We start from the raw sequence: 23,520 nt of genomic DNA on the forward strand, positions 1-23,520 counted from the left end.
ACCTCCTTAGGGGATTAGTCTTCCGCTTGGATTCCTTTTTTTAGCGCGTTCCAAGCTAACGTAGCGCATTTGATACGGGCAGGAAATTTATTAACGCCAGATAAGGCCTCAAGATCTTCATAATCGTCAAAATCCACCGATTCCCCCATCATCTGACGGGAGAACCGTCCGGCGAGATCCATCGCTTCATCGAAGGTCCGACCCTTGACGGCCTCCGTCATCATCGAAGCCGATGACATGCTGATGGAGCAGCCTTCGCCGGTAAACCGGGCGTCCTTGACGATATCGTCTTCCACGATCAACTGCAAGGAAATGCGGTCGCCGCAGGTCGGGTTGTTCAGATCAACCGTCAAGGCACCTTCTTCAAACTTCCCGCGGTTCCGCGGGTTTTTATAATGATCCATAATGACACGGCGGTACAGATCGTCCAGTTGCATCACCCAAAATACTCCTTTGTTTGGATTAAAGCTTCCGCCAGTCGGTCGATATCCTGTTCCGTATTGTACAAATACAGGCTGGCTCTGGCCGTTGCGCTCGCTTCAAGCCAGCGCATGAGCGGTTGACAGCAATGATGTCCCGCCCGGATGGCGATGCCGGAAGCATCAAGCACGGTCGCTACATCATGCGGATGAACATCCTGCAGGTTGAAGGTGAGCAGGCCCACTTCGCGCTCGCGGGGTCCATACAAAGTCAGCCCTTCAATTTCCGCCAAGCGTTTCATCGCATAAGCGGCGAGTTTCGCCTCGTGCCGGTGAATCTCCTCAAGTCCGATGCCTTCCAGGAAATCGATGGCAGCAGCCAGCCCCACCGCACCCGCGATGATCGGCGTACCACCTTCAAATTTCCAAGGGAGCTCCTTCCAGTTTGATTCATACAGCCCGACGTCGTCGATCATCTCTCCGCCGTATTCGATCGGCTCCATGGATTCCAGCAGTTGCTTCTTCCCATATAGTACCCCAATTCCGGTTGGCGCGCACATCTTGTGGCCGGAAAAAGCATAAAAATCCGCGTCCAGCTCCTGTACGTTAACCTTCATATGCGGGGTGCTTTGAGCGCCGTCGACGACCATCACAGCCCCGTTGCGGTGGGCGATGGCCGCGAGCTCCTTCACAGGGTTCACAACGCCAAGGACGTTAGACACGTAGGCTGTTGCCACGATTTTCGTCTTGGCGGTGATCGTCTTCTCCGCATCCGCCAGATCGATATGGCCGTCCGGTTGAAGCGGAATGTACTTGAGCACGGCTTTCTTCTTCAAGGCCAATTGCTGCCAAGGAATCAGATTGCTGTGGTGTTCCATCGGAGTAATGACGATTTCGTCCCCTTCTCCGACATTCGCCGGTCCGTAAGAGGAAGCAACCAAATTCAGCGCCGTGGTGGTGCCTCGGGTAAAGATGATTTCCTCCCGGCGCGCCGCGCCGATAAAGCGGGCGACCTTCTCGCGAGCGTTCTCGTAAGCGTCGGTTGCCCGGCTGCCCAGCGTGTGGACACCGCGGTGTACATTCGCGTTGTCCCATTCGTAATAATGCTTTAACGCTTCTATAACAACGGCCGGCTTCTGCGAAGAAGCCGCGCTGTCGAGATAAACGAGCGGATGCCCGTTGATGTCTTGCTGTAATATCGGGAATTGTTTCTTGAGCTCTTCGGCGTGGATGCTCATTGCCCCAACTTCCTTTCCACCAGACCTTGCAATTGCTTCTGCAACGGCTCCAGCGGGATATCGGATACGACGGGCGCCAAGAAGCCGTAGATAACTAAGCGCTCCGCATCCGCACGGGTAATCCCGCGGGACATCAGGTAGTAGATTTGTTCCGGATTCACTTGCCCTACGGAAGCCGCGTGTCCTGCCGTAACGTCATCCTCGTCAATCAACAGAATTGGGTTCGCGTCCCCGCGAGCTTTCGGGCTCAGCATCAGCACCTTCTCGGTTTGCTGGCCGTCCGCTTTGGTGGCGCCCTTCTCAATCTTCGTAATCCCGTTGATGATCGCGGTCGCCTCTTCCCGCATGACCGCGCGGGTAATCATTTGGCTGGCCGAGCTCTTGCCGTAGTGGACGGCTTTCGTCGTATAGTTCAAGCGTTGTTTGCCGGCACCCACCGCGATCACCTTTGCATCGGAAGTCGAGCCGTTCCCTTTCAGAATCGACAGCGTTTCACTTGCCGAATCGCCGCTGTTCATTTCGCCGATGATCCACTCGATGCTGCCGTCGTTCTCAACTACGGCGCGGCGATACGTCAGATCCGTTGCTTGCTCCCCTAAATGGTGAACCGTAGCAAATTGAACTTTAGCACCTGGCTTAACGATGACTTCGGCTGCACCGTTATGCACGATATTGCCGTTTAAGTTAACCGAAATATAGTTATCAACGTAAGTGACTTGGCTGTTCGTCTCCGCCACAATCAAGACATGCGGTGCAAATGCGGATCCCGCATCGTCCAACAGGAAGATGCTTTGCAGCGGCGTATCGATCACGACATTCTTCGGAACATACAGGAAAACCCCGCCGTTCCACAAGGCTGCATGCAATGCGGACATTCGATTTTCGTCCGGTTTCACCACGCTGTGAAGATGGGCCTTCACGAGATCGCCATGCTCCCGCACCGCGGTTTCCAAATCGGTGAAGATGACGCCTTGGCTAGCCAGCTCCGGAGCCAGTCGGGTAAAGATCGTGTCAGCATTCCGCTGAACCAGCAAATTGCTTTGCTCAGTTAAATCAACCAGCGATTGAACGCTCTCGGGAAGCTGCTGCAGCTTCTCCGCGCGGGTTTCGCCAAGCGTTCCATAATTGTTGAGGTTCCAGCGATCCAAACGTGTTTTTTCCAATTTAGGCAGTTCCAGTTCTGCCGCCAGCTGCAGCGCCTTCGTCCGGCTGTCCGTCAGCCAGTCCGGTTCGCCGCGCTTCGCGGACAGTTGTTTCAGTTGCTCCGCTTCTACCGGAAGTACGGTTTGTGTCGTCATTCTCTACTCCTCCTTCCGATTAGGCTTCTTGACCAACCGTCTCGTCCACGATGCCCAGCTCTTCCTTGACCCAATCATAACCTTCGGCTTCCAGGCGTTCGGCCAGCTCAGGACCTCCGGATTTTACGATGCGGCCTTGCATCATCACGTGGACGAAGTCCGGTTTGATATAGTTTAACAGGCGTTGGTAGTGGGTAATAATCAAGAATCCACGGTCTTCGTTGCGCATGGAATTCACACCATTCGCCACGATCCGCAGGGCGTCGATGTCGAGGCCGGAGTCGATTTCGTCCAGGATCACGATCTTCGGATCAAGCAGCAGCATTTGCAGAATTTCGTTCCGCTTCTTCTCCCCGCCGGAGAAGCCTTCGTTCAGATAACGGTGCGCGAACTCCGGATTCATTTCCAGCACTTTCATTTGCTCTTCCATTTGACGAATGAATTTAATCAGGGAAATTTCGTTCCCTTCGCCACGGCGGGCATTGATGGCGCTGCGCAGGAAGTCCGAGTTGGTTACACCCGCGATTTCGCTAGGATATTGCATCGCCAGGAACAAACCGGCGCGAGCGCGCTCGTCAACGGCCATCTCCAACACGTCTTCGCCGTTCAGCGTCGCTTTGCCGTCCGTCACCTCATACTTCGGATGGCCCATCAACGCGGAAGCCAGCGTACTTTTCCCGGTCCCGTTAGGACCCATGATGGCGTGGATTTCCCCGCCTTTTATCTCAAGATTGATCCCTTTCAGGATCTCCTTCTCCTCGATTGTCGCTTTAAGTCCTTCAACTACAAAATGCGTTGCCATTTGACTGCTCCTTCCATCCAGAAAAATTAACGTTATTTGCCCAGGGACGCCGCCCTTGTTCTTGCCATTATATCATAACAATTATCACATTAGAATGATTCTAAGTGATTCTCACTGATTCTCACTTCATTCTAACCTACTTTATTAGCATAAGCAACGTATGCCTGCGGATATAAGCCTTGGTGCTATACCGTTTGTCACAGACAAGTCAGAATTTCCAGGTTCCCCCAAACAAAAGGACCCGGCCCTTGCTTGCGGCCAAGTCCTTCTAGTGTGCGATGCTTTATTTTTTTCCTTCGCATCCAATCAATCCAAAAAGGCCCGGAGCATCCACATGTGTTTCTCCAGACTTCCAACGTATCCGGTCAGCAGATCGCTGGTGGCAGGATCCTCCGCCTGATCGGCCAGTGTAATGCCTTCCTGATAAGCCTCGGTCAAGGTTGCCAAGTCCTCAAGCACGTGCTGTACCATTGCTTGCGGTTCTTCCTTCCCGACAGCTTCCTGAATGGTGGCCAGCTCCAAGTATTCCTTAAGCGTTGCCGACGGATTCCATTTCAGAGTCAGCATGCGCTCGGCGATGGCGTCCATTTGCTCAGAAACTTCATTATATAGCTCCTCAAATTTGACATGCAGCCGGAAGAAGTTACTTCCTTTCACATACCAGTGATAATTGTGCAGCTTCACATAAAGCACGTTCAAGTTGGCGACCTGTTCGTTCAACAGCTGCTCCAGGCTCGACTTCTTGGTTTTCCCCGTAGATTTCGCTTCCGAATTGGCCATCCTTATCCCCTGCTTTCTATAAAATAAGATGTCCATATCTTACCCCAATTCATGTGCCGTGAAACACAAAGTCGGGTCCGCACCAAGCTTCGTATTTTTTTCTTAAATTTAGACTATGATTGTTGTATTAGTGGTGCTATGATTATTTGGGTATTTTCAACAGAAAGGATCGCCTTCTCTGCCTTAACACGTTATTTTTGGGGGAATTATGGACAATCAGACTGGTCAACATCATGAGGAAGAATTGGGCTATTTGTTCAACGTCGAAATTCTGATCAAGGGCTCTACGAACCCGCTGGCTTTACAAGCGTTGCTGAAGCTGCTGAACGAAGGCCCAGACATCATAGATTACCGCATCAACTCCGGAATCGAATTGGGACGCATCATTGAGTCGACCCTGGCTTCCCGCAAGCAGTCCCGCATCGATAAAGCCAGAGCGGCCACGGCAAAGGACAGCACAAAAGAAACCGCAAAGGACAGCGGGAAGGAAGCCCCAAAACCTTCGGCTGCCGCCGAGAAGAAAAAGAGCGAACCCGCCGCTTCGGCCCCGGGGAACTTCAAGGATATTGCGGCGAGCGAGGAATTTCAGGCCTGGATCCAAAGCTACATTACCGCGAACAAGCTGGTCCGGCTCTACGTGAACCGAAACGGCAAGCGGACGAGTATTCCATGCCGGATTTTGAACTTCCTGCCGGAAACTTACGCGCTGAACGTGTACCACGTTGACGAGAAGCAAGTATACACGTTAAAACTGAGCGAGGTCATCGACTTTTTGGATACCTAAAAAGCGATGGCTCCATATCCGCATCATAGCAAAGGGCTGACGTTCCTGCTCATCAGGTTCGCCAGCCCTTCTTTATTTCCCAGCTCGTGCTGTGCTGTTCCAGGCTTCCAGCGCGAGCAGCAGCCAACCTCCCAGAAAAGCTACGCCCCCCAGCGGCGTCACCGGACCAAGCCATCGCCAGTCTAATGCGGCAAGTCCGTATAAGCTGCCCGAAAATAAAATCACGCCGATCAGGAACAGCCGTCCGCCCCACAACAGGCGACGGGATTCTCCCCATTTGCCCGCAAAGAGCGCGGCCAGCAGCATCGCGATGCCGTGGATCATTTGATAGTGAACCCCCGTCTCGAAAGTTCCGATCGCAGACTCCCCGATCTTCTCCTTCAGGATATGAGCGCCAAACGCGCCTAGCGCCACGGCCAGCAGCATCACGATGGCCCCGATTCCTGCATATTTTCGCTGCACGATATCTTTCGCCCCTCTCTCGTTTGTTCCACAAGCTTCACGTCCATCATACCGCAGGGCTTCTCTTGATTTCCACCGTAACTCCAGCCAAAAATATCCTTGCAATTTTCGGAAGGATATTTAAAGATGATCTTGAGTAGGTTTTTATACCAAGATTAAAGGAGTTTTAGGATGGATTATCGCCAATCGGAGCAAGACCCCGTTTCACCTTACCAGGCACCGTTTGAGCCTGCTTATCGGAAGAAATTCTCCGGACCCGGCATCGCTTCCTTCGTGCTGAGCTTGCTTGCCGTGATCGGCTATATCGCTTCGCTGACGCTGATTACGTCCACTGTACTGGACCTCGTGGACCAACCCGCGAACGTGATTGCCGAGGACTTGATGCAGCGAACCGGCGCTTTGCTTGGCATTTTGCTATTCCTCGTGTCCGGCTTGCTGGACTTGATCGCATTGATTCTGGGCATCATCGGCCTGGCGATCAAAAACAGACGCAAAGTATTTGCGATATTGGGTACGATTTTTTCGGCGTTGTCCCTGCTCCTGCTTGTGATGTTATTCATTATGGGCAGCCTTGTCGCCTCGTAACAAGCGGTGTGGGCGACTCTTGCGCCAACCGGGCTGCCCTTAGCGGGCAGCCGTCTCAAGCCCCAAGCCCTGCGGGTTTCGATGACGCAGTCTTGGGGCTTTTCCTTGTCTCATTGTTTTTGATAAAATAATGAGAAGTTGTTTTTTTCTATCATTTGATTATTTCGTATCAACTACCAAGGAGACTGCTTATGTCTAATGTGAAAATTTTCGCGGATAGTACCTCAGATCTTCCCGCCGACTGGATCGGGCGGCATGAGATTGGCCTGGTTCCGCTTTACGTCGTATTCGGTGATGAGACGTTCCGGGACGGCATCGACATTACCCCGCTCGACATCTATCGCCGGGTGGAGGCTGAGGGAAATCTGCCCAAGACAACGGCCCCGTCCCCGAAAGACTTTATGGATGCCTTTGACCCTTATATTAAACAAGGTCGGGATATCGTATATATCAGCTTGTCTTCCATGCTTTCGTCCACCTACCAGAACGCGCAAATCGCGGCTGCGGAATATCCAGAGGGCCGGGTCCATGTCGTGGATTCCTTGACCCTGTGCAGCGGCATCGGCTTACTCGTTATGAAAGCGGTGCATCTCGCCGAGCAAGGACTTAGTGCCGCCGATATTGCTGGACAAGTTGCCGCGATGCGCCCCCAGGTGGAGACGCAATTCGTCATTGATACGCTGGAATATTTGTATAAAGGCGGACGCTGTTCCGGTATGCAAAATTTTATCGGCAGCCTGCTGCAAATTCGGCCGGTGCTCAAGCTCGTGGACGGGAACATCATCCCGGCTTACAAGGTGCGAGGCCGCAAGGAGAAAGCCGTCCAGCAGATGCTGGACAACGCCATGGCCGACAAGGACAACATGGACCAGGACCTAGTCATCGTCGCGCATACGCTTGCAGAGGACGAGGCGAGGCGGCTCGCTGTCATTTTGCGGGAGCAGACCGGGGCGCGCAAAGTTGCCATAGCGGAAGCCGGCTGCGTGATTTCCAGTCACTGCGGCCCCCACACGGTCGCCATCATGTATACGAGAAAACAACCGGTCCTATAAGTCCCATAGATAACCAATGATCGTTTAGGAGGATTCATATGGGTTCCATCAAAATTTTTGCAGACAGCACTTGCGATCTCCCCACCGAGTGGATCGCACAGTATGACATCGGCATCGTGCCGCTGTACGTTACGTTTTCGGAACAAACTTACAAGGATGGCGTCGATCTGACAGTGCCCGAGCTATATCAAAAGGTTGACGAGACCGGCAAGCTGCCCAAGACGGCGGCGCCGTCACCGGCCGACTTTATTCAAGCGTTTACGCCCCATGTTCAAGAAGGACGGAAGATCCTATACATCAGCTTGTCCTCGGAGCTGTCCTCGACTTACCAGAACGCTTTGATTGCTGCGGATGAATTTGCCGAAGGTATGGTGACGGTGTTTGATTCCCTGAACCTGTCCACCGGCATCGGTCTCCAGGTGATGAAAGCTGTCGGCGCTGTCGCAGAGGGAAAAAGCGTAGAGGAAATCGTCGAGCTGCTGGCGGCCGTACGCGGGCAGGTGGAGACCGAATTCGTCATCGATTCGCTGGATTACCTTTATAAGGGGGGCCGCTGCTCCGGCATGCAAAACATCGTTGGCAGCCTGCTGAGAATTCGTCCCGTCATTAAGGTTGAGGACGGAAAGATGACCCCGGCATACAAGATCCGCGGCAGCCGCGAAAAAGCGCTCGACCAGTTGCTGAACAACGCGCTCAACCGTCTGCCCGACATGGATAACGATCTGATCTTCGTCACGCATTCCTTGGCGGACGAGGACGCAAAGATGTTAAAGGCCGCGCTGGAGACCAAGACAAACGCCCGTCTGGTAGCGGTATCCAATGCGGGCTGCGTCATTTCCAGCCACTGCGGCGCCAAAACGATCGGGATTTTGTACACGAAGAAACTCGCCTAGCGGACTTCATGGAAAAGGGAAGGCCTGGGAGATATCCCACTGGCCTTCCCTTTTTTTGTGATGCCCGGACAGATAGCCGCTGCCGTTATCGCATTATCTCCGCTTGTAACTCACCCGCGAACGGTACTGCTGCGGGGCGCGTGCCGGATAACGCACCGGCAGCGAAAACATATGCACCAGCTTCGTGAAGGGAATCGAAGCAAACAGCAGGAAGGCGGAGAGCACATGCAGTTGGAAGATCAACGGCACGGTATCCATCAGATGATAGTCCGGCCGGAATGCAAGCAAACTGCGGAACCAAGGGCCAATCGTTGTACGGTATTCATAAGCCACTACGGTCGTGTTGTAAACGATCGTCATATAGGTGCCATTGGCGGCAACGATCAGCAGCAGAATTACCGCGAAGTAATCGGCGAAGCCGGCATGAGCGCGAACGCGCCGATTCAGAAGCTTGCGGATGAGCAGCAGGACAAGCCCCAGCACAACCATAAGTCCCGCCAGGCCGCCGCCGACAATCGCGAAAAGATGATACGTTTCGTCGTGAACGCCGAGCGCGTGATAGAAACTCCGCGGGATCAGCATGCCCATCACATGGCCGATAAAAGCGAACACGATGCCGTAATGAAACACCGTTGATCCGACCTGCAGCCATTTTTTCTCGAAAATTTCCGTTGAGGGAGCCGCCCAGCTCGTCTGCCGGAAAGCAAAGCGGTACAGCAAGCCGAGAATCAACACCGTCAAGGCGATGTAGGGGTAGATGACCCACCAGAATAAACCGGTCATTGCGGTTTTCCTCCAATCGTTCAGTTGCACATTTTGAATTGAGCAGGATCGGTCCCCGTGCGGGCGGTTCCATCCATCCCGTATAGGATCGGGTAAGGAAGCTCGTCCAGGTCGGCTTGCTCCCGCTTCGCTTCCAATCGGCGGATATCCTCCTCCGACGGTTCGCCAAACACGTTCTCCATGAGGTACGCGAACAGCTCGCGGTAAGGGCTGTCCTCCGGCAAATGAGCGGCGACGCGTTTTGTCGCCACGGCCAGCCGCAGCTCAAGCGCCCGCACGTGAACATGGTCCGGACGGATCGCCAGCAGCTCGTACAACAGCGGCATATAGTCGGCTAGTTCGCCGGCCGCCGCCGCAAACCCGGCATCGCCGATGATGTGCTGCAGCAGGATCAATGCGGCTCCCCGATCCCGGCTGTCTCCGAGCTCATGCGCGGTCAGATAAAGGCCGGTTTTCTCCTTCCAATCGAAAGTCCAAACGTACTGCTCCCGCAGCTCCCGAAGAGGGAGGGACTGGAGCGGCCGAACCGCCGCTTCCAGCCGTTGCCTTAGCGCGTGGTCGTCCACAGCCGACACCCCCTCAGCCGTCTCCTTCAGCACCCCCGAGAAACCATCGTCAGGGTAACCGAGCAGCCGAGCGGCGACGGCCAGTCCGATGCGTTTTGCTTCCATCCCATCCACCATATCGATCTATTCCTCCTTGACAAAAAACTGCGACATAAAACCTTCCTCCGGCGCGATCCCTTCCAGGCTACAAGCGCCCTGGCGATAATGGAGGCCGGACTCCCCGATCATTTCCCGCCGCGCGGTCGGAATGACGAACCGCTCCTGATGTTTGGCGACGGCAAACAGCCGGACCATCTCCTCAATCTCCTCCACGGAGGTTCCCGCTTCCTCCAGCAGTCGGCTGCGTCTTAGCTCGTCCAGCCCGCCAACGGCACGGTCTCGCATCATCACGCGCATGGCCGACATTTTGAGCAGTACCTTGCGGATCACCTTCGTATCCCCCGCCGTCATCAGGGAAGCCAAATATTCCATCGGAATCCGCATTTGATCCACCGCCGGGATATACATGTCCGTCTGCAGCTCGTCCTCTTCAATGTGATTCATGATCGGGCTGAGCGGCGGTACGTACCATACCATCGGCAGCGTGCGGTATTCGGGATGCAGCGGCAGCGCGACCTTCCACTTCATCGCCATTTTGTAGATCGGCGAACGTTGGGCAGCGTCGATCCACGCATCGGTGATCCCCGTTCTTCTCGCTTCCTTAATCACCTCGGGATCGTTTGGATCGAGGAAAACACCAAGCTGCGCTTCATACAGCTCCTGCGGATCCTCTACGGACGCCGCGGCTTTCACCCGGTCCGCATCGTACATCACAACGCCGATGTAACGGATGCGCCCGACACAAGTCTCGGAGCAGATCGTCGAAAGTCCGGCCTCGGTGCGCGGATAGCAAAAATTGCATTTTTCCGCCTTATGCGTGTTCCAGTTGTAATACACCTTGTGGTAAGGGCAGCCGTTCATGCAGAACCGCCAGCCGCGGCAGGCTTCCTGGTCCACCAGCACGATGCCGTCCTCGTCCCGCTTGTATAGGGCGCCGGACGGGCAGGAAGCGACGCAAGACGGGTTGAGGCAATGCTCGCAGATCCGCGGCAGGTACATCATAAACGTCTTTTCATATTCCAAGGCGATGTGCTCCTGCAGCTTCTTGACGTTGGGATCCATCGGTACGATTTCACTGCCGCCAGCTAAATCATCGTCCCAGTTAGGGCCCCAGGTCGGCTTGTCCATGTATTCACCCGTTATCATCGACACCGGACGACCAACCGGCAGGTTCTTACGTTTCGGGCTGTGGAGCAGGCTGTCGTAATCGTAAGTCCAGGGCTCGTAGAAGCTGTCTAAATCGGCCATATCCGGGTTATAAAAAATATTCGCCAACTTCGCGATCGGCCCGCCAGCCCGCAGCGATAGCTTGCCGCCGCGCAGCACCCAGCCGCCCTTGTATTTGCGCTCGTCCTCCCACTCCTTCGGATACCCCGGTCCGGGCCGGGTCTCCACGTTGTTGTACCACATGTATTCCGTGCCCGGGCGGTTGGTCCAGGTGTTCTTACAGGTAACCGAGCAGGTGTGGCAGCCGATGCACTTGTCGAGATTCATCACCATAGCGACCTGCGTTTTAATCCTCAAGCCAATCTACCTCCTTCAGCGGGCGGATGATCGTCATCGTATCCCGTTGATTTCCCGTCGGGCCGTAATAATTAAATCCGTAGCTGAGCTGCGCATAGCCGCCGATCATGTGCGTTGGCTTGAGCGTAATGCGGGTCACGCTGTTATGCGTGCCGCCCCGCTGCTTGTTGATCGACGTGCCGGGCACGCCAAGCGTGCGGTCCTGGGCATGGTACATGTAGGCGATCCCCTCGGGAATCCGGTACGTCAGCACCGCCCGTGCCGCCACCACGCCGTTGCGGTTGTACACCTCGATCCAGTCGTTGTCCTTGATACCGATCGACGCCCCGTCCTTCTCGTTCAGCCACACGACCTGCCAGCCGCGGAACAACGTCGACATCTGGTTCGTGTCCGTAAACATCGTATGGATACCCCATTTTTGGTGCGGCGTCAAATATCGGATCGTCAGCGATTTCCCGTTGTTTGGCACCTCCCTTTCTCCTTTGAGAAAAGGAACATGCTGGAGCGGCGGCAAATACAGCGGTAACGCTTCGCCAAAATCGAGGATCATCTCATGGTCGAGATAGAAGCTCTGCCGCCCGGTCAACGTCCGCCAAGGGATGCTGTATTCCGTATTCAACGTAAACGGTGAATACCGGCGATTGTCCTTCTCCAGCCCGCTCCAGACGGGCGCGGATATCGCCTGGCGCGGCTGGGCGGTGATGTCGAACAACGTGAAGGCTTCCTCTTCGCGGGGCTTGGCGATTTCCGCCAGTTGCTTCCCGGTTTTCTTCTCCATATCATGCCAGCCTTCTACCGCACGTTCCCCGTTTGTCGCCCCCGACATTAACAGGATCGCTTCGATCGCCTGGCGATCATCGTACAGATCCGGTTGGCCTTTGCCGATGCCCTCCCGCTTGGAAAGGCCCAGCCGTTCCTTGAGCTGCTTGTACACCCGCTCGCCCGGGATTTTGACCGCTTTGGAGCCATACCCCTTCTCGATGTTCGGGCCCAGCGTAATCATCTTTCCGTATACGTTTGGATAGTCGCGTTTGACGATCAGGAAATGCGGCATGCTTTGGCCGGGGACGGCTTCCACCTCACCTTTGCGCCAATCCTTGATTTTCCCATGCACCTGGGCGACCTCGTCCGGGCTGTCGTGGCCCAGCGGCGTCATCATCACGTCCTCGCAGGCCGGAAGATGCTTCTCGGCCAGCTCCGAGAACGTCTTGGCGATTTCCCGGAACGCGTCCCAGTCGCTTTTGCTTTGCCAAGGCGGGGAGATCGCCGGGTTAAACGGATGGATAAACGGATGCATATCCGTGCTGCTGAGATCGTGCTTCTCATACCACGTAGCCGCTGGCAGCACGATGTCCGAGAACAGCCCGGAGCTGGTCATGCGGAAGTCCATGCTGACGAACAGATCGGTTTTGCCTTCCGGCGGCATGTCGTCGGTATGCACGTCCTTGGGCCGCCAGGATTGGGTTGGGTCGGTGAGGACCTGGTTATCCGCACCGATCAGATGCTTGGCGAAATACTCGTGGCCTTTGCCGCTGTCGCCAAGCAGGTTGGAGCGCCAGTTGAAGAACACGCGCGGGAAGTTACGCGGGTCGTTGGGATGCTCGATGGCAAAATCCAGCTCGCCGTCCTTCACCATCCGGGCAACCTCCTGAACCGCCTCCTTGTCGTCCGTGAGGCCTTTGTCGCGCAGCTCCTTCGCCACGTCCAGCGAGTTTTGGCTGAACTGCGGGAACGATGGTAACCAGCCCAGCCTTACGGACATCGCGTTAACATCGGCTGGATGCTGCTTGCTGTAACGACCGCCCCAGGGTGTCTCCTGCTCCTCGTTAACCGGAGCCTCGTAACGGAATTGCTCCGTGGCGAAATAGAAGAACGACGTGCCGTTCTGCAGCCGCGGCGGACGGATCCAATCACCGGCAAAAGCGACTTGCTGCCAGCCTTCCAACGGGCGTACTTTCTCCTGCCCGACGTAATGCGCCCAGCCGCCGCCGTTAACCCCCTGGGAACCGGTCAACAGCACCAGGTTCAGGATCGCGCGGTAGATCTGGTCGCTATGGTACCAGTGATTGGTTCCGCCGCCCATCGCGATCATCGAACGTCCGCCCGTCTTGGCGGCATTGTCTGCGAATTCGCGGGCCACCTGGATGCAATGCGACTTCTTCACCCCAGTGATCGCCTCCTGCCAGGCCGGCGTATACGGCTTCATATCGTCATAATCCACCGGATAGTCGCCGGGCAGCCCGCGCGGCACGCCGACATGGGCCATCATCAGGTCGTATACGGTCGCTACCTTCAGCGTCTCGCCGGACGGAGTCTGCAGATGTTTGACCGGTACACCGCGCTGGACGGTTTGCCCTTCTTGTTCCGCAAAATAAGGAAAATCCACGAGCGCCACCTCATCGGCGCCATCAAGAAAGCTTAGCTGCGGATCGATTCGCGTGCCGTCCGGCTTGTCCAGGTCCAGGTTCCACTGGCTGCCCTGATCCCAGCGGAAGCCCTGGCTGCCGTTCGGCACCTCCGGTTTTCCTGTGGCGGCGTCCCAGAGTACCGTTTTCCATTCGGCCAGCTCCTGCTCATCGCCCAGATCGGACGTACGAAGAAACCGGTCCGAGCGAAGGCTACCGTTCTCCTCTTTCATCATGACGAGGAACGGCAGGTCGGTAAACTTCTTCACATAATCTCGGAAATACGGGATTTCCTGATCCACGTAAAATTCCTTCAAGATGACATGCGTCATGGCCATGGCCAGCGCGGCGTCCGTGCCGACCCGGGCCGGCAGCCAGATGTCGGCGAACTTCTCGTATTCGGAGTAGTCTGGGCTCACACCCACCACCTTGGTCCCGTTATAGCGGGCTTCCACCATGAAATGAGCGTCAGGGGAGCGGGTTTGCGGGATATTGGTACCCCAAATGATAAAATACTTCGTATTGTACCAATCCCCGCTCTCCGGTACATCGGTCTGCTCGCCCCACACCTGCGGCGAAGCCGGCGGAAGATCGGCATACCAGTCGTAGAAGCTGAGAATCGTCCCGCCGATCAGCGAGAGGAAGCGGGTTCCCGCCGCGTAACTGACCATCGACATCGCCGGGATCGGGCTGAAGCCCACGACGCGGTCGGGCCCGTACTGGCGGATCGTATGGATTGTGGCGGCGGCAATCATTTGGCAGGCGGCATCCCAGTCGGCGCGAACGAAACCGCCTTTCCCCCGCGCTTTGACGTAACGGGCGCGTTTCTTCGGATCGTCCACGATGTTCTGCCAGGCAACGACCGGGTCCTTGACAGCCGCCATCTCTTCACGCCACATCTCGTAAAGATCCCCGCGGATATACGGATACTTCACCCGCAACGGGCTGTAGGTGTACCAGGAGAAGCTGGCGCCCCGCGGACAACCCCGCGGCTCGTATTCCGGGAAGTCCGCACCGGTTGTCGGGTAATCGGTCTTCTGCGTCTCCCACGTAATGATGCCGTCCTTCACGAACACGTTCCAGCTGCAGGAGCCAGTACAGTTCACGCCATGTGTGGAGCGGACGACCTTGTCGTGCTGCCAGCGGCCCCGATACAGGCTCTCCCAGTCCCGGCCGCGGGGACTCTCCTCGGTCCAGTCGTCGTTAATGCGTTCTCCGCGCCGCAAATATTTCAGCGATTCGAACAGCTTGTTCTGCTTATCACCCACTCTAGAAATCTCCCTTCTGGTTAGATCCCGCCGGCGATAGCGGGTTAAACCGTTCACCGGTCAGCTTGAACGCGCCACCGCCGGCTTGCAGCTCCTCGGCGAACACGCTCCAAGCAGGAGCGTTGCATGCTGCCAGGATCAAGCGCTGCAGCTCGTCCAGCTGATCGATCGATGCGATCCTCGCCTTCACGTCGTCGCCCAGTTCTCCAAACCGCATCTCCAGTACCGCAAGCAAATCCTCCCGGTCCTGCTTGGCGAACAGCTCAAGCTCATGTGCTTCCACTCCCATCAACCCCTCTTGTAATAGTCAGCGATTAACGCCTGCTTCGCCCGCTCGGCGGCTTCCCGCAGGAATCCCCCGATCCGTTCATCGTCATGCTCGATCCAATCCCAAGGGATCATGTGGCTTTCCAGCCGTTCGAACCGCTCGCCGTAACGCACGTGAACGGCAACGCCGCGTTCATGGACCTGTGCGCCCGCCTTCACGTCATAGGGGTGCAGCCCCAAGCGGGTGAGCTCGTCCGTCAATCGGGCATATAGCCGTGGTTCCGCCGCACGCAGTGGCTTATCCGGCAGCAAATCCGTCAGTTTCAGGGTTGGAAGATGCGTCATGACGTAGTGCCTCCATTTCTTTTTCCACCATGTCTTCTTCATACCGGTTGTGCAGCTGGTCGACCAAAATTAACGCCTGAAGGCGCTGCAGCACTCCCTCCCCCGTCTTGCCCTGTTCCAAACGATCCTTAATTTCCGCCACCAGTTCTCGCAGCAGTTGATGGTCCCGGGTCAAGGCTACAATCACATCCTTCAACTGCGGCTTGAGCTCCAGCGCCTCAACGTACAGCCCTTCCTCCTCGCTTTGCGCATGCTGCAAGGTCCGCGATTCCCAGTGTTCCACGGCGATCCAAGCGATCTCCAGCGCCTTCTCCTGTTCGCCCCGGCTCAGACAGCGCGCAAGCAGCTCCGTGAGTTCCTTGGCCTCCTCCAGCACCGCTTCATGAATTAAGGCATGGCTGTCTACGTTTCTTAAAGAGGGTCCCGATCTCATGCACACTCCTCCTTTTATTGGTTAATTTTTACTAGGGTTCACTCCGCATTTCCGATTTATTCCTTTACTGGGGCAAAAAAAGACCGGGATTCCCAGCAACTACGCTGGAAACCCCGGCAATCATCCTGCACTTATTTAGTTATAACAGCTTGCCTCCCACCGATTGCTGGAACTCCTCAATCGCCGGCAGCTGCGGTTCGACGCGACTGATCAGTCCAAACCTGGCGATCACCGATGCCAGCTCGTCCAGCAAGTTCGAATGACGGGCCACCAGCCGTGTCGGGATAACCCGATGCGTCTCAATCAGCGTCAGCAGCCCTTCCGCGAGGTTCTCGGTCGCTTCGGAACGTTGGGTTAGCCCGTAATGCAGGAGCTGCCCGGTCTCTTGATCCGCAATCACATTCATCGTTGGATAAAAGGGACGTTCTTCCTCAATCGGCATCGGAATAAAAAAGCTGTCTACCTCCCACACGCCCGCATCGCCGTTGACCGCACGCTGGGCTTTGAGCATCCGCAACTCATCCACCACCACCGCTCGCCCGGACGGCTCCAACGGTCGATCCGCCGGATCGGGCTGGAGCCATTCGCTGGTCCATTCGGTTCCCCCTGTTCCTTCTCCGGTGACCGGAATCCGCACGAGAAACCGTTCCCCGTTGCCTTCCAATAAAGCATCGGGATCCTGCCGATAAGAGAGGCTCACTTCGATCGCTTGGTTAATGATCTCCGTCAAGAAGACGATATCATCCCGGTTGGTCAGCGGCCAAGGGACATAACCCGGTTCATAGAGCCGAAAGGACGGCCAAGCGCGCTTGCCATTCAGGGATAAGTCAAGCTTTTTCACACGTTCGTATTCCTCCGGATACAGCTCGTCCCGGCTACCGAAAGACAGCATATAACAATGTTGAGCAAACAACGGATCGCCCGAGAATTCTCCGTTCAGCAGATCCAGCACCGTCTGCAAGCCCTCGGTCCCCAGATAGACGGCCAGACCATACACCTCTTTGCCGCTCCCCATCACGCAGCAATAGCCGGTGAGTTGATCCCAGGGGCAGCGGACCCCAAACAAATGGATGTTCGAAAGCCATTCCCATGGCTTCAGCTTTTGAAATTTCCCCGCCGCTTCATATAATTCCAGCCATTCCTGGCGCATTGGCTCCAAGTCGGCACCTCCTTCGCAAACCCAACTTTCCTCTATTCAGCTTAACGTTAGGCTCCGCCTTTTTCCAGCCTTATTGTTTCCAAACCGGCGCAAGCTCCCTCACATATCGCCCCTCCCCGTGAATATACTTTATTTACATCCACAAATATAGCGTTCCGGGAAATCCCGATATGGAGGTGTTCATCTATGCCAACGCCTGATCGATATAACTTTGTCGTCTCCAAAGAGGACTGGTCGCTGCATCGGAAAGGATACCAGGATCAACAGCGCCACCAGGAGAAAGTGCGGGAGGTCATCAAGCAGAATCTGCCTGACCTCGTCACCGAGGAAAATATCATTATGTCGGACGGCAAGCAAATCATTAAGGTTCCCCTCCGCAATTTGGAAGAGTACCGCTTCATCCATAACTACCAGAAACATAAACATGTCGGCCAAGGTGACGGAAGCAGCGAGGTGGGAGACGTGCTTGGCCAGGACAGTCCCAAGGATAGCGGAAAAGGCGGGAAAGGCGGGAAGGCCGGCGATCAGCCGGGCTACGACTACGTGGAGGCCGAGGTCAGCATCGAGGAGCTGGAGGATATGCTGTTCGAGGAGATGGAGCTGCCCTATATCCAGGAGAAAGACAAGGAAGAAATGGAAACCGAGTCGATTCGCTTCAACGATATCCGCAAAAAAGGTCTGATGTCCAACATCGATAAGAAACGCACCATTCTGGAGAACCTGCGCCGTAACGCCACCGCCGGCACCCCCGGCATCCACGGCATTTCGCCGGATGATCTTCGCTACAAAACGTGGGAGGAGATTGTTGTCCCCCGCTCTAATGCGGTCATCCTGGCGATGATGGATACGTCGGGTTCGATGGGCGCTTTCGAGAAATACTGCGCGCGCAGCTTTTTCTTCTGGATGACCCGATTCTTGCGTCGGCAGTATGAAAAGGTCGAGATCGTGTTTCTGGCCCATCATACCGAGGCGAAGGAGGTCAGCGAGGAGGAATTTTTCACCCGTGGGGAAAGCGGCGGCACCATCTGCTCTTCGGTGTATCAAAAAGCGCTGGAAATCATCGACTCCCGCTACCCTCCATCCAGCTACAACATCTATCCGTTCCACTTCTCTGACGGCGACAATCTGACCTCGGACAACGAGCGCTGCGTGAAGTTAATCGGCGAGCTGATGAAGCGCAGCAACCTGTTCGGGTACGGGGAGGTCAATCAGTACAACCGCGGCAGCACCCTGATGTCTGCCTATCGGACGATCAAGCAGGAGAAATTTATGTATTACGTCATTAAGGAGAAAGGCGAGGTTTACAACGCGTTAAAACGGTTCTTCCACAAGCGCGAAGGGGGTGCGGCAAGTTGAGCAGCGAAATGGAACAGCTTGAATACGCCATCGCGGAAATTATGGAAATCGCCGACTCGTTTGGGCTTGACTATTATCCGATGCGCTATGAAATTTGCCCTGCCGATATCATTTATACGTTTGGCGCCTACGGCATGCCCACCCGCTTCTCGCACTGGAGCTTCGGAAAAACCTTTAATAAGATGAAGATGCAATATGATTTTGGACTCAGCAAAATCTACGAGCTGGTCATCAACTCGAATCCGTGTTATGCCTTTTTGCTGGAGGGCAATTCACTGATCCAAAACAAACTGATCGTCGCTCACGTCCTGGCGCACTGCGATTTCTTCAAAAACAACGTGCGCTTCTCCGCCACCAACCGGGACATGGTGGAGAGCATGTCCGCCACCGCCGAGCGAATCAGCCGGTATGAGCTGGCTTACGGGGCGGAAACGGTGGAAAGCTTCATCGACGCCGTCCTTGCGATCCAGGAGCATGTCGACCCGCAGTTGATCAAGCCGATGCGGTACGACAAGCGCCGGCAAATGGAGGAGAAGCTGCGCCGGGCTAAGGAAGGGCGCTATGGTTCAGTGAAAGCGGGGGAATATGACGACCTGTGGACACTGGACGGAATCTCGGGAGGACGCGCCGCAGCGGAAGCCAGGGAGAACGCCATCCAATTTCCGCCTGAGCCGGAGAAGGACATCGTCTGGTTTATCCAGGAATACTCGGAGGCCCTGGAGGATTGGCAGCGGGACATCATGAGCATGCTGCGCGAGGAAATGCTGTATTTCTGGCCGCAGATGGAGACGAAGATCATGAACGAGGGATGGGCTTCCTACTGGCATCAACGCATCATCCGTGAGCTCGACCTCACCAGCGACGAAACGGTGGAATTCGCCAAGCTGAACGCCTCGGTTGTCCAGCCGTCGCGGCAAAGCTTGAACCCGTATTACCTCGGGCTCAAGATCTTCGAGGATATCGAGCGCCGCTGGGATCACCCCACCGAAGAGGAGCGCCGCCGCTTTGGCCGCGAGCCGGGGCAAGGCCGGGAGAAAATTTTTGAAGTCCGCGAGCTCGACTCCGATATTTCTTTCCTCCGCAGCTATTTGACCAAAGAGCTCGTCCGCGATCTGGACTTATACATCTTCGAGAAGCAAGGGCCGGAGTGGAAAATCACCGATAAAACCTGGGAGCACATCCGCGACCAACTGGTCGCCTCCCGCGTGAACGGAGGTTCCCCGTATATCGTTGTCCAGGACGGCGACTACCTGCGGTCCGGCGAGCTGCTGCTGAAGCACCAGTACGAGGGGATCGAGCTGGACTTAAAATACCTGGAGCACACGCTCCCCCACGTCTACAAGTTATGGGGCCGTCCCGTACACCTAGAGACAGTGGTGGAGGAGAAACGCGCCCTGTTCTCTTACGACGGGCAGAAGCATATCCGGAAGATGATTTGAGTATCACCGTAAGAAGAGCCGCCTGGGTCCAAGGATCCAGCGGCTCTTGTTCTGCCTGGAGAATCGGTCAATCAGGACAGCAAAGCGATGACCAGCAGCTCGTAGAGCACCAGCGTCAAAATCGTCTCATCGCTGGGACTAGGTCCCCAGAAGGGAGCGCCAAAGGCACGCTGGCCCCCGTATCGCGGAACCGCCAAATGCACCAGCCCGCCTTGGCAGCTCACAATCCGGCCAATGTGCACATGGCCTTCCATCGTTTCGATGCGTACTCTTTGATTCGCATGCTGCCGGCAGATGCCTTGCACCCGCTCGCGGATCGACCGCAAATGCTGGGCGGATTGCGGGTCCGCCTGATAAATAATACGTTGCTGAGGAACCCCCCAAGGTTGAACACTCATCTGTTAATCGCCTCCAAAGTTTCTTTCAAGTTCAAAATATCGTATGCGAATACCTAGAGGGCGGTGAGGCGGGAATGACACGGAATTAGAGGTGCTTTTTCCAGTTAAATTGCCGAAATGGCCCTTCCAACGTGAAATTAACGGTAGAAAATCCAGTTCGTTGGGCCGTTTTCGGCCCGGTAGTTACATGGAAATGTAAGCCCACCGGGCCGCCAACAGGTCGCAAAAAAAGGCGGAGGGCTTCCCCTCCACCTTATCCATCCCACTCGAGTTACCGGTTCAACAAACTCCCCACATAACGCAGCAGCTCGTTGGCGCACACCGGGCAGTAGCCGTGCTCGTCGATCAGCCGCTTGCTGACCTCGTTGATGCGTTTAAGCTGGTTTTCGTCCGGCGTTTTGGTCGAGGTCGTGATCTTCACGATGTCCTTGAGGTCGGCGAACAGCTTCTTCTCGATCGCTTCCCGCAGCCGGTCGTGGTGGTTATATTCGAATTTCCGCCCTTTGCGCGAATACGCGGAGATGCGGATGAGAATTTCCTCTCTAAACGCCTTCTTGGCGTTTTCCGAGATGCCGATTTGCTCTTCGATCGAGCGCATCAGCCGCTCGTCGGGATCCATCTCCTCATCGGTGAGCGGATCGCGGATTTTCGTCCAGTTGCAGAACGCCTCGATGTTGTCGAGGTAGTTCTCAAACAAGGTGCGTGCCGACTCCTCAAACGAGTAGACGAACGCTTTTTGCACTTCTTTTTTGGCGAGCTCGTCGTATTCCTTGCGGGCGATGCTGATGAAGTTCAGATACCGCTCGCGCTCCTCCTTCGTAATCGAAGCATGCTGGTCCAGGCCGTCCTTGATGGCCCGCAAAATATCCAAAGCCCCCATGCAATGCAAATCCTGCTTGATCAACGCGCTGGAAATCCGGTTGATGACATAACGCGGATCGACGCCGGACATGCCCTCCTCCAGGTACTCGTTTTGCAGCTCCTTCAAATCGGCGTCCTTGTAACCTTCAACTTCTTCGCCGTCGTAGAGGCGCATTTTTTTCACCAGATCAACGCCTTGCTTCTTCGTTTCCTTCAACCGGGTCAAGATGGAGAAGATCGCCGCCGACCTCAGGGCATGCGGAGCAATATGAATGTGGCTCATATCGCTTTGGCTGATCAGCTTACCGTAAATCTTCTCCTCCTGCGACACCTTGAGGTTATAAGGGATCGGCATCACGATCATCCGCGACTGCAACGCTTCATTTTTCTTATTAGCGATAAACGATTTGTACTCCGCCTCGTTCGTGTGCGCGATAATCAGCTCATCGGCCGAGATCAACGCGAACCGCCCTGCCTTGAAATTCCCCTCCTGTGTCAGAGACAGCAGGTTCCACAAAAACTTCTCATCGCATTTCAGCATTTCCTGGAACTCCATCAGGCCGCGGTTGGCCTTGTTTAGCTCGCCATCAAAACGGTAGGCCCGAGGATCGGATTCCGAGCCATACTCCGTGATCGTGGAAAAATCGATGCTGCCGGTCAAATCGGCGATATCCTGCGACTTCGGATCCGACGGACTAAACGTGCCGATACCGACGCGTTCATCCTCGGACAAGAGCACCCGCTCGACCTTTACGTTTTCGATGTCGCCGCCGTATTCCGTCTTTAGTCTCATCTGGCAGACGGGGCATAAGTTGCCCTCAATCCGGACGCCAAGCGATTTCTCCACTTCCGGCCGGAGTTCATGCGGAACGAGGTGAAGCGGGTCCTCATGCATCGGGCAACCGGCAATGGCGTACACGGCCCCTTTGTCTGTGCGGGAAAACTTCTCCAGCCCGCGCTTCAGCAGCGTGACGAGCGTCGATTTGCCCCCGCTGACAGGTCCCATAAGTAACAAAATCCGCTTGCGAACATCCAGCCGGCGAGCGGCGGAGTGAAAATACTCCTCCACCAGCTTTTCGATGGCCCGATCGAGCCCGAAGATTTCCTGCTCAAAAAATTTATACCTTTTCCGGCCGTCTTCCTCTTCGATGCCATAGGATCTAATCATTTCATAAACCCGGGCATGGGCGGTCATCGCCGGTGAAGGGTCTTGGGCCAACAGTTCGACATAATCTTTAAATGTGCCGCTCCACGACAAGGAGTCGCTTTCCGCCCGGTAAGCCGCTAAACGCTCAAAAATGTCCATGTTAGGTACCTCCTGTACTCCCGCTTTAGGGGTTCTCCCGCGTCCCCGATCTTTAGAACTTACGTGACCAGAATATGGAGCTTCCACGATAAAAAGTGTATTACATACCTATGCGCAGGGACGGGAGAAGTTGACCTTTTTTCCGATGAAAATATTCAGATGGAAAAAGTAGGAATTCAGCTTTGTGATATAATTTGGATCATGATCATGGGAAGGAAAAGGGGATCGTCATGGCAGTACAGCATGAGACGGAATTGTACGCTCCGCTGAAGGCTTTTTTTGAGGAGCGGGGGTATGAGATCAAAAGCGAGGTACGGCATTGCGACCTGGTTGGCGTTCGTCCCGGCAGCGACGAGCCGCTGATCGTGGAAATGAAAAAGACGTTTAATCTCCCTTTGCTGCTGCAGGGTTTGGAGCGCCAGCGCCTGAGCTCCGAGGTGTATCTCGCCGTAGAGCGGAACCGCGCCAAAAAAGGGGCGCATAACCAACGGTGGAGCGAAATTACGCTGCTTTGCCGCCGGCTGGGACTAGGGCTAATCGCAGTGACCCGATACAAGACAAAACCCGCGTTCGTGGAGATTCTGTGCTCGCCGGGGAACGAGGCCTTGTACATCCCGGGGCCGAAGGTGGTCAAACGCCGGGCGGAGAAGCTGCTGCACGAGTTCCATGAACGCAGCGGCGATTACAACGTGGGCGGCAGCACCGGCACCAAGCTGGTGACGGCCTACCGCGAACGGGCGCTGCGCATTGCGCTCGCCATCGAGGAGGGCGGCGGTGAGATGTCGCCGAAGGACGCGCGCGACCGCAGCGGTGTCGGCAGCGCCGCCGCAATTCTGCAGCGCGACTACTATGGGTGGTTCCGCCGCGTCGTCCGCGGGCGTTACGCCTTGACCCCGGCCGGTGCGGAGGGGCTGCGCCAGTACGCCCACGTCGTCGACGGATGGCGGCGAGCGGCGGCGACTGCGGAAAGGGAACCGGAAGGGCCCCTTTCTTAGTTG

General features: G+C 55.7%; 23 protein-coding genes. 7 read left to right on the plus strand and 16 right to left on the minus strand.

Annotated features, from left to right (window positions below; all coding sequences use genetic code 11):
- Window positions 1–14 precede the first annotated feature (14 nt).
- The 5 genes from sufU to BN3277_RS21445 all read right to left on the minus strand — a co-directional run bounded on the left by sufU (window position 15) and on the right by BN3277_RS21445 (window position 4,537).
- Complete coding sequence (gene sufU, locus BN3277_RS21425; RefSeq protein ID WP_059046233.1) at window positions 15–437, minus strand: Fe-S cluster assembly sulfur transfer protein SufU; 423 nt, start codon at window positions 435–437, stop codon at window positions 15–17.
- Window positions 437–1,657 (minus strand): cysteine desulfurase, encoded by a 1,221-nt coding sequence (locus tag BN3277_RS21430; RefSeq protein ID WP_059046235.1) that lies wholly within the window; start codon window positions 1,655–1,657, stop codon window positions 437–439. The genes sufU and BN3277_RS21430 overlap by 1 nt, the downstream gene beginning before the upstream one ends.
- Window positions 1,654–2,955, minus strand: coding sequence for a Fe-S cluster assembly protein SufD (gene sufD / locus BN3277_RS21435; protein ID WP_059046237.1), 1,302 nt, complete (start codon window positions 2,953–2,955; stop codon window positions 1,654–1,656). The genes BN3277_RS21430 and sufD overlap by 4 nt, the downstream gene beginning before the upstream one ends.
- A gap of 19 nt (window positions 2,956–2,974) precedes the next feature.
- Window positions 2,975–3,757, minus strand: coding sequence for a Fe-S cluster assembly ATPase SufC (sufC, locus tag BN3277_RS21440; RefSeq protein ID WP_059046239.1), 783 nt, complete (start codon window positions 3,755–3,757; stop codon window positions 2,975–2,977).
- Between the two features lie 306 nt (window positions 3,758–4,063).
- Complete coding sequence (locus BN3277_RS21445) at window positions 4,064–4,537, minus strand: Dps family protein (RefSeq protein ID WP_059046241.1); 474 nt, start codon at window positions 4,535–4,537, stop codon at window positions 4,064–4,066.
- Between the two features lie 208 nt (window positions 4,538–4,745).
- Between BN3277_RS21445 and BN3277_RS21450 the strand changes: the two genes are divergently transcribed.
- Window positions 4,746–5,321 (plus strand): hypothetical protein, encoded by a 576-nt coding sequence (locus BN3277_RS21450; protein WP_059046243.1) that lies wholly within the window; start codon window positions 4,746–4,748, stop codon window positions 5,319–5,321.
- Window positions 5,322–5,393: 72 nt separating this feature from the next.
- Here the strand turns inward: BN3277_RS21450 and BN3277_RS21455 are convergent, their stop codons facing one another.
- Window positions 5,394–5,783, minus strand: a complete 390-nt coding sequence (locus BN3277_RS21455) for a DUF423 domain-containing protein (RefSeq protein WP_059046244.1) — start codon at window positions 5,781–5,783, stop codon at window positions 5,394–5,396.
- Between the two features lie 171 nt (window positions 5,784–5,954).
- On the opposite strand from BN3277_RS21455, the gene BN3277_RS21460 reads away from it, so the two are divergent.
- From BN3277_RS21460 to BN3277_RS21470, 3 genes are all read left to right on the plus strand, one after another.
- Window positions 5,955–6,368 carry a hypothetical protein gene (locus BN3277_RS21460; protein WP_059046246.1) on the plus strand — a complete coding sequence of 138 codons (414 nt, stop codon included), beginning with the start codon at window positions 5,955–5,957 and terminating at the stop codon, window positions 6,366–6,368.
- 191 nt (window positions 6,369–6,559) lie between these two features.
- Window positions 6,560–7,420 carry a DegV family protein gene (locus tag BN3277_RS21465; RefSeq protein ID WP_059046248.1) on the plus strand — a complete coding sequence of 287 codons (861 nt, stop codon included), beginning with the start codon at window positions 6,560–6,562 and terminating at the stop codon, window positions 7,418–7,420.
- A gap of 38 nt (window positions 7,421–7,458) precedes the next feature.
- Complete coding sequence (locus BN3277_RS21470; protein ID WP_059046249.1) at window positions 7,459–8,313, plus strand: DegV family protein; 855 nt, start codon at window positions 7,459–7,461, stop codon at window positions 8,311–8,313.
- 93 nt (window positions 8,314–8,406) lie between these two features.
- Here the strand turns inward: BN3277_RS21470 and narI are convergent, their stop codons facing one another.
- The 8 genes from narI to BN3277_RS21510 all read right to left on the minus strand — a co-directional run bounded on the left by narI (window position 8,407) and on the right by BN3277_RS21510 (window position 17,153).
- On the minus strand, window positions 8,407–9,096 hold the full coding sequence (gene narI, locus BN3277_RS21475; RefSeq protein ID WP_059046251.1) for a respiratory nitrate reductase subunit gamma: 690 nt from the start codon (window positions 9,094–9,096) through the stop codon (window positions 8,407–8,409).
- Between the two features lie 20 nt (window positions 9,097–9,116).
- A complete protein-coding gene (narJ, locus tag BN3277_RS21480; RefSeq protein WP_232436486.1) occupies window positions 9,117–9,779 on the minus strand; it encodes a nitrate reductase molybdenum cofactor assembly chaperone in 663 nt (220 codons plus the stop codon).
- A 6-nt stretch (window positions 9,780–9,785) separates the two neighbouring features.
- Window positions 9,786–11,285: a nitrate reductase subunit beta gene (narH, locus tag BN3277_RS21485; protein WP_059046252.1), complete on the minus strand. Its 1,500-nt coding sequence runs from the start codon at window positions 11,283–11,285 to the stop codon at window positions 9,786–9,788.
- Entirely contained in the window at window positions 11,275–14,958 is a 3,684-nt protein-coding gene (locus BN3277_RS21490) for a nitrate reductase subunit alpha (RefSeq protein WP_059046254.1), read from the minus strand. Before BN3277_RS21490 ends, narH begins: the two co-directional genes overlap by 11 nt.
- Window position 14,959: 1 nt before the next feature.
- Complete coding sequence (locus tag BN3277_RS21495; RefSeq protein ID WP_059046256.1) at window positions 14,960–15,247, minus strand: hypothetical protein; 288 nt, start codon at window positions 15,245–15,247, stop codon at window positions 14,960–14,962.
- Window positions 15,247–15,570 carry a hypothetical protein gene (locus tag BN3277_RS21500; RefSeq protein WP_059046258.1) on the minus strand — a complete coding sequence of 108 codons (324 nt, stop codon included), beginning with the start codon at window positions 15,568–15,570 and terminating at the stop codon, window positions 15,247–15,249. Before BN3277_RS21500 ends, BN3277_RS21495 begins: the two co-directional genes overlap by 1 nt.
- Complete coding sequence (locus tag BN3277_RS21505; RefSeq protein ID WP_059046259.1) at window positions 15,524–16,003, minus strand: hemerythrin domain-containing protein; 480 nt, start codon at window positions 16,001–16,003, stop codon at window positions 15,524–15,526. Before BN3277_RS21505 ends, BN3277_RS21500 begins: the two co-directional genes overlap by 47 nt.
- Before the next feature lie 139 nt (window positions 16,004–16,142).
- Window positions 16,143–17,153: a DUF7309 domain-containing protein gene (locus BN3277_RS21510; RefSeq protein WP_392396657.1), complete on the minus strand. Its 1,011-nt coding sequence runs from the start codon at window positions 17,151–17,153 to the stop codon at window positions 16,143–16,145.
- Between the two features lie 195 nt (window positions 17,154–17,348).
- Between BN3277_RS21510 and yhbH the strand changes: the two genes are divergently transcribed.
- On the plus strand, window positions 17,349–18,518 hold the full coding sequence (gene yhbH, locus BN3277_RS21515) for a sporulation protein YhbH (protein WP_059046263.1): 1,170 nt from the start codon (window positions 17,349–17,351) through the stop codon (window positions 18,516–18,518).
- Window positions 18,519–18,526: 8 nt separating this feature from the next.
- Entirely contained in the window at window positions 18,527–19,957 is a 1,431-nt protein-coding gene (locus BN3277_RS21520) for a SpoVR family protein (RefSeq protein WP_187380125.1), read from the plus strand.
- 71 nt (window positions 19,958–20,028) lie between these two features.
- Here BN3277_RS21520 and BN3277_RS21525 read toward each other — a convergent pair whose 3' ends face one another.
- Window positions 20,029–20,355, minus strand: coding sequence for a hypothetical protein (locus BN3277_RS21525; RefSeq protein ID WP_059046268.1), 327 nt, complete (start codon window positions 20,353–20,355; stop codon window positions 20,029–20,031).
- 271 nt (window positions 20,356–20,626) lie between these two features.
- Window positions 20,627–22,522, minus strand: coding sequence for a PrkA family serine protein kinase (locus tag BN3277_RS21530; protein ID WP_059046270.1), 1,896 nt, complete (start codon window positions 22,520–22,522; stop codon window positions 20,627–20,629).
- A 230-nt stretch (window positions 22,523–22,752) separates the two neighbouring features.
- Between BN3277_RS21530 and BN3277_RS21535 the strand changes: the two genes are divergently transcribed.
- Complete coding sequence (locus BN3277_RS21535; RefSeq protein WP_059046271.1) at window positions 22,753–23,517, plus strand: DUF2161 family putative PD-(D/E)XK-type phosphodiesterase; 765 nt, start codon at window positions 22,753–22,755, stop codon at window positions 23,515–23,517.
- The last annotated feature ends 3 nt before the right edge of the window (window positions 23,518–23,520 follow it).

The organism is Paenibacillus rubinfantis (assembly GCF_001486505.1).
Lineage (GTDB): Bacteria > Bacillota > Bacilli > Paenibacillales > Paenibacillaceae > Fontibacillus > Fontibacillus rubinfantis.

Bases quoted from the DNA above. Each gene is read 5' to 3' on its own strand.
- BN3277_RS21530 (WP_059046270.1), bottom strand. From the start codon at position 22,522: ATGGACATTTTTGAGCGTTTAGCGGCTTACCGGGCGGAAAGCGACTCC.
- BN3277_RS21505 (WP_059046259.1), bottom strand. From the start codon at position 16,003: ATGAGATCGGGACCCTCTTTAAGAAACGTAGACAGCCATGCCTTAATT.
- narJ (WP_232436486.1), bottom strand. From the start codon at position 9,779: ATGGTGGATGGGATGGAAGCAAAACGCATCGGACTGGCCGTCGCCGCT.
- BN3277_RS21450 (WP_059046243.1), top strand. From the start codon at position 4,746: ATGGACAATCAGACTGGTCAACATCATGAGGAAGAATTGGGCTATTTG.
- BN3277_RS21535 (WP_059046271.1), top strand. From the start codon at position 22,753: ATGGCAGTACAGCATGAGACGGAATTGTACGCTCCGCTGAAGGCTTTT.
- yhbH (WP_059046263.1), top strand. From the start codon at position 17,349: ATGCCAACGCCTGATCGATATAACTTTGTCGTCTCCAAAGAGGACTGG.
- BN3277_RS21430 (WP_059046235.1), bottom strand. From the start codon at position 1,657: ATGAGCATCCACGCCGAAGAGCTCAAGAAACAATTCCCGATATTACAG.
- BN3277_RS21460 (WP_059046246.1), top strand. From the start codon at position 5,955: ATGGATTATCGCCAATCGGAGCAAGACCCCGTTTCACCTTACCAGGCA.
- BN3277_RS21470 (WP_059046249.1), top strand. From the start codon at position 7,459: ATGGGTTCCATCAAAATTTTTGCAGACAGCACTTGCGATCTCCCCACC.
- BN3277_RS21495 (WP_059046256.1), bottom strand. From the start codon at position 15,247: ATGGGAGTGGAAGCACATGAGCTTGAGCTGTTCGCCAAGCAGGACCGG.
- narI (WP_059046251.1), bottom strand. From the start codon at position 9,096: ATGACCGGTTTATTCTGGTGGGTCATCTACCCCTACATCGCCTTGACG.
- BN3277_RS21465 (WP_059046248.1), top strand. From the start codon at position 6,560: ATGTCTAATGTGAAAATTTTCGCGGATAGTACCTCAGATCTTCCCGCC.
- BN3277_RS21445 (WP_059046241.1), bottom strand. From the start codon at position 4,537: ATGGCCAATTCGGAAGCGAAATCTACGGGGAAAACCAAGAAGTCGAGC.
- sufU (WP_059046233.1), bottom strand. From the start codon at position 437: ATGCAACTGGACGATCTGTACCGCCGTGTCATTATGGATCATTATAAA.
- BN3277_RS21500 (WP_059046258.1), bottom strand. From the start codon at position 15,570: ATGACGCATCTTCCAACCCTGAAACTGACGGATTTGCTGCCGGATAAG.
- sufD (WP_059046237.1), bottom strand. From the start codon at position 2,955: ATGACGACACAAACCGTACTTCCGGTAGAAGCGGAGCAACTGAAACAA.
- sufC (WP_059046239.1), bottom strand. From the start codon at position 3,757: ATGGCAACGCATTTTGTAGTTGAAGGACTTAAAGCGACAATCGAGGAG.
- BN3277_RS21525 (WP_059046268.1), bottom strand. From the start codon at position 20,355: ATGAGTGTTCAACCTTGGGGGGTTCCTCAGCAACGTATTATTTATCAG.
- BN3277_RS21520 (WP_187380125.1), top strand. From the start codon at position 18,527: ATGGAACAGCTTGAATACGCCATCGCGGAAATTATGGAAATCGCCGAC.
- BN3277_RS21510 (WP_392396657.1), bottom strand. From the start codon at position 17,153: ATGCGCCAGGAATGGCTGGAATTATATGAAGCGGCGGGGAAATTTCAA.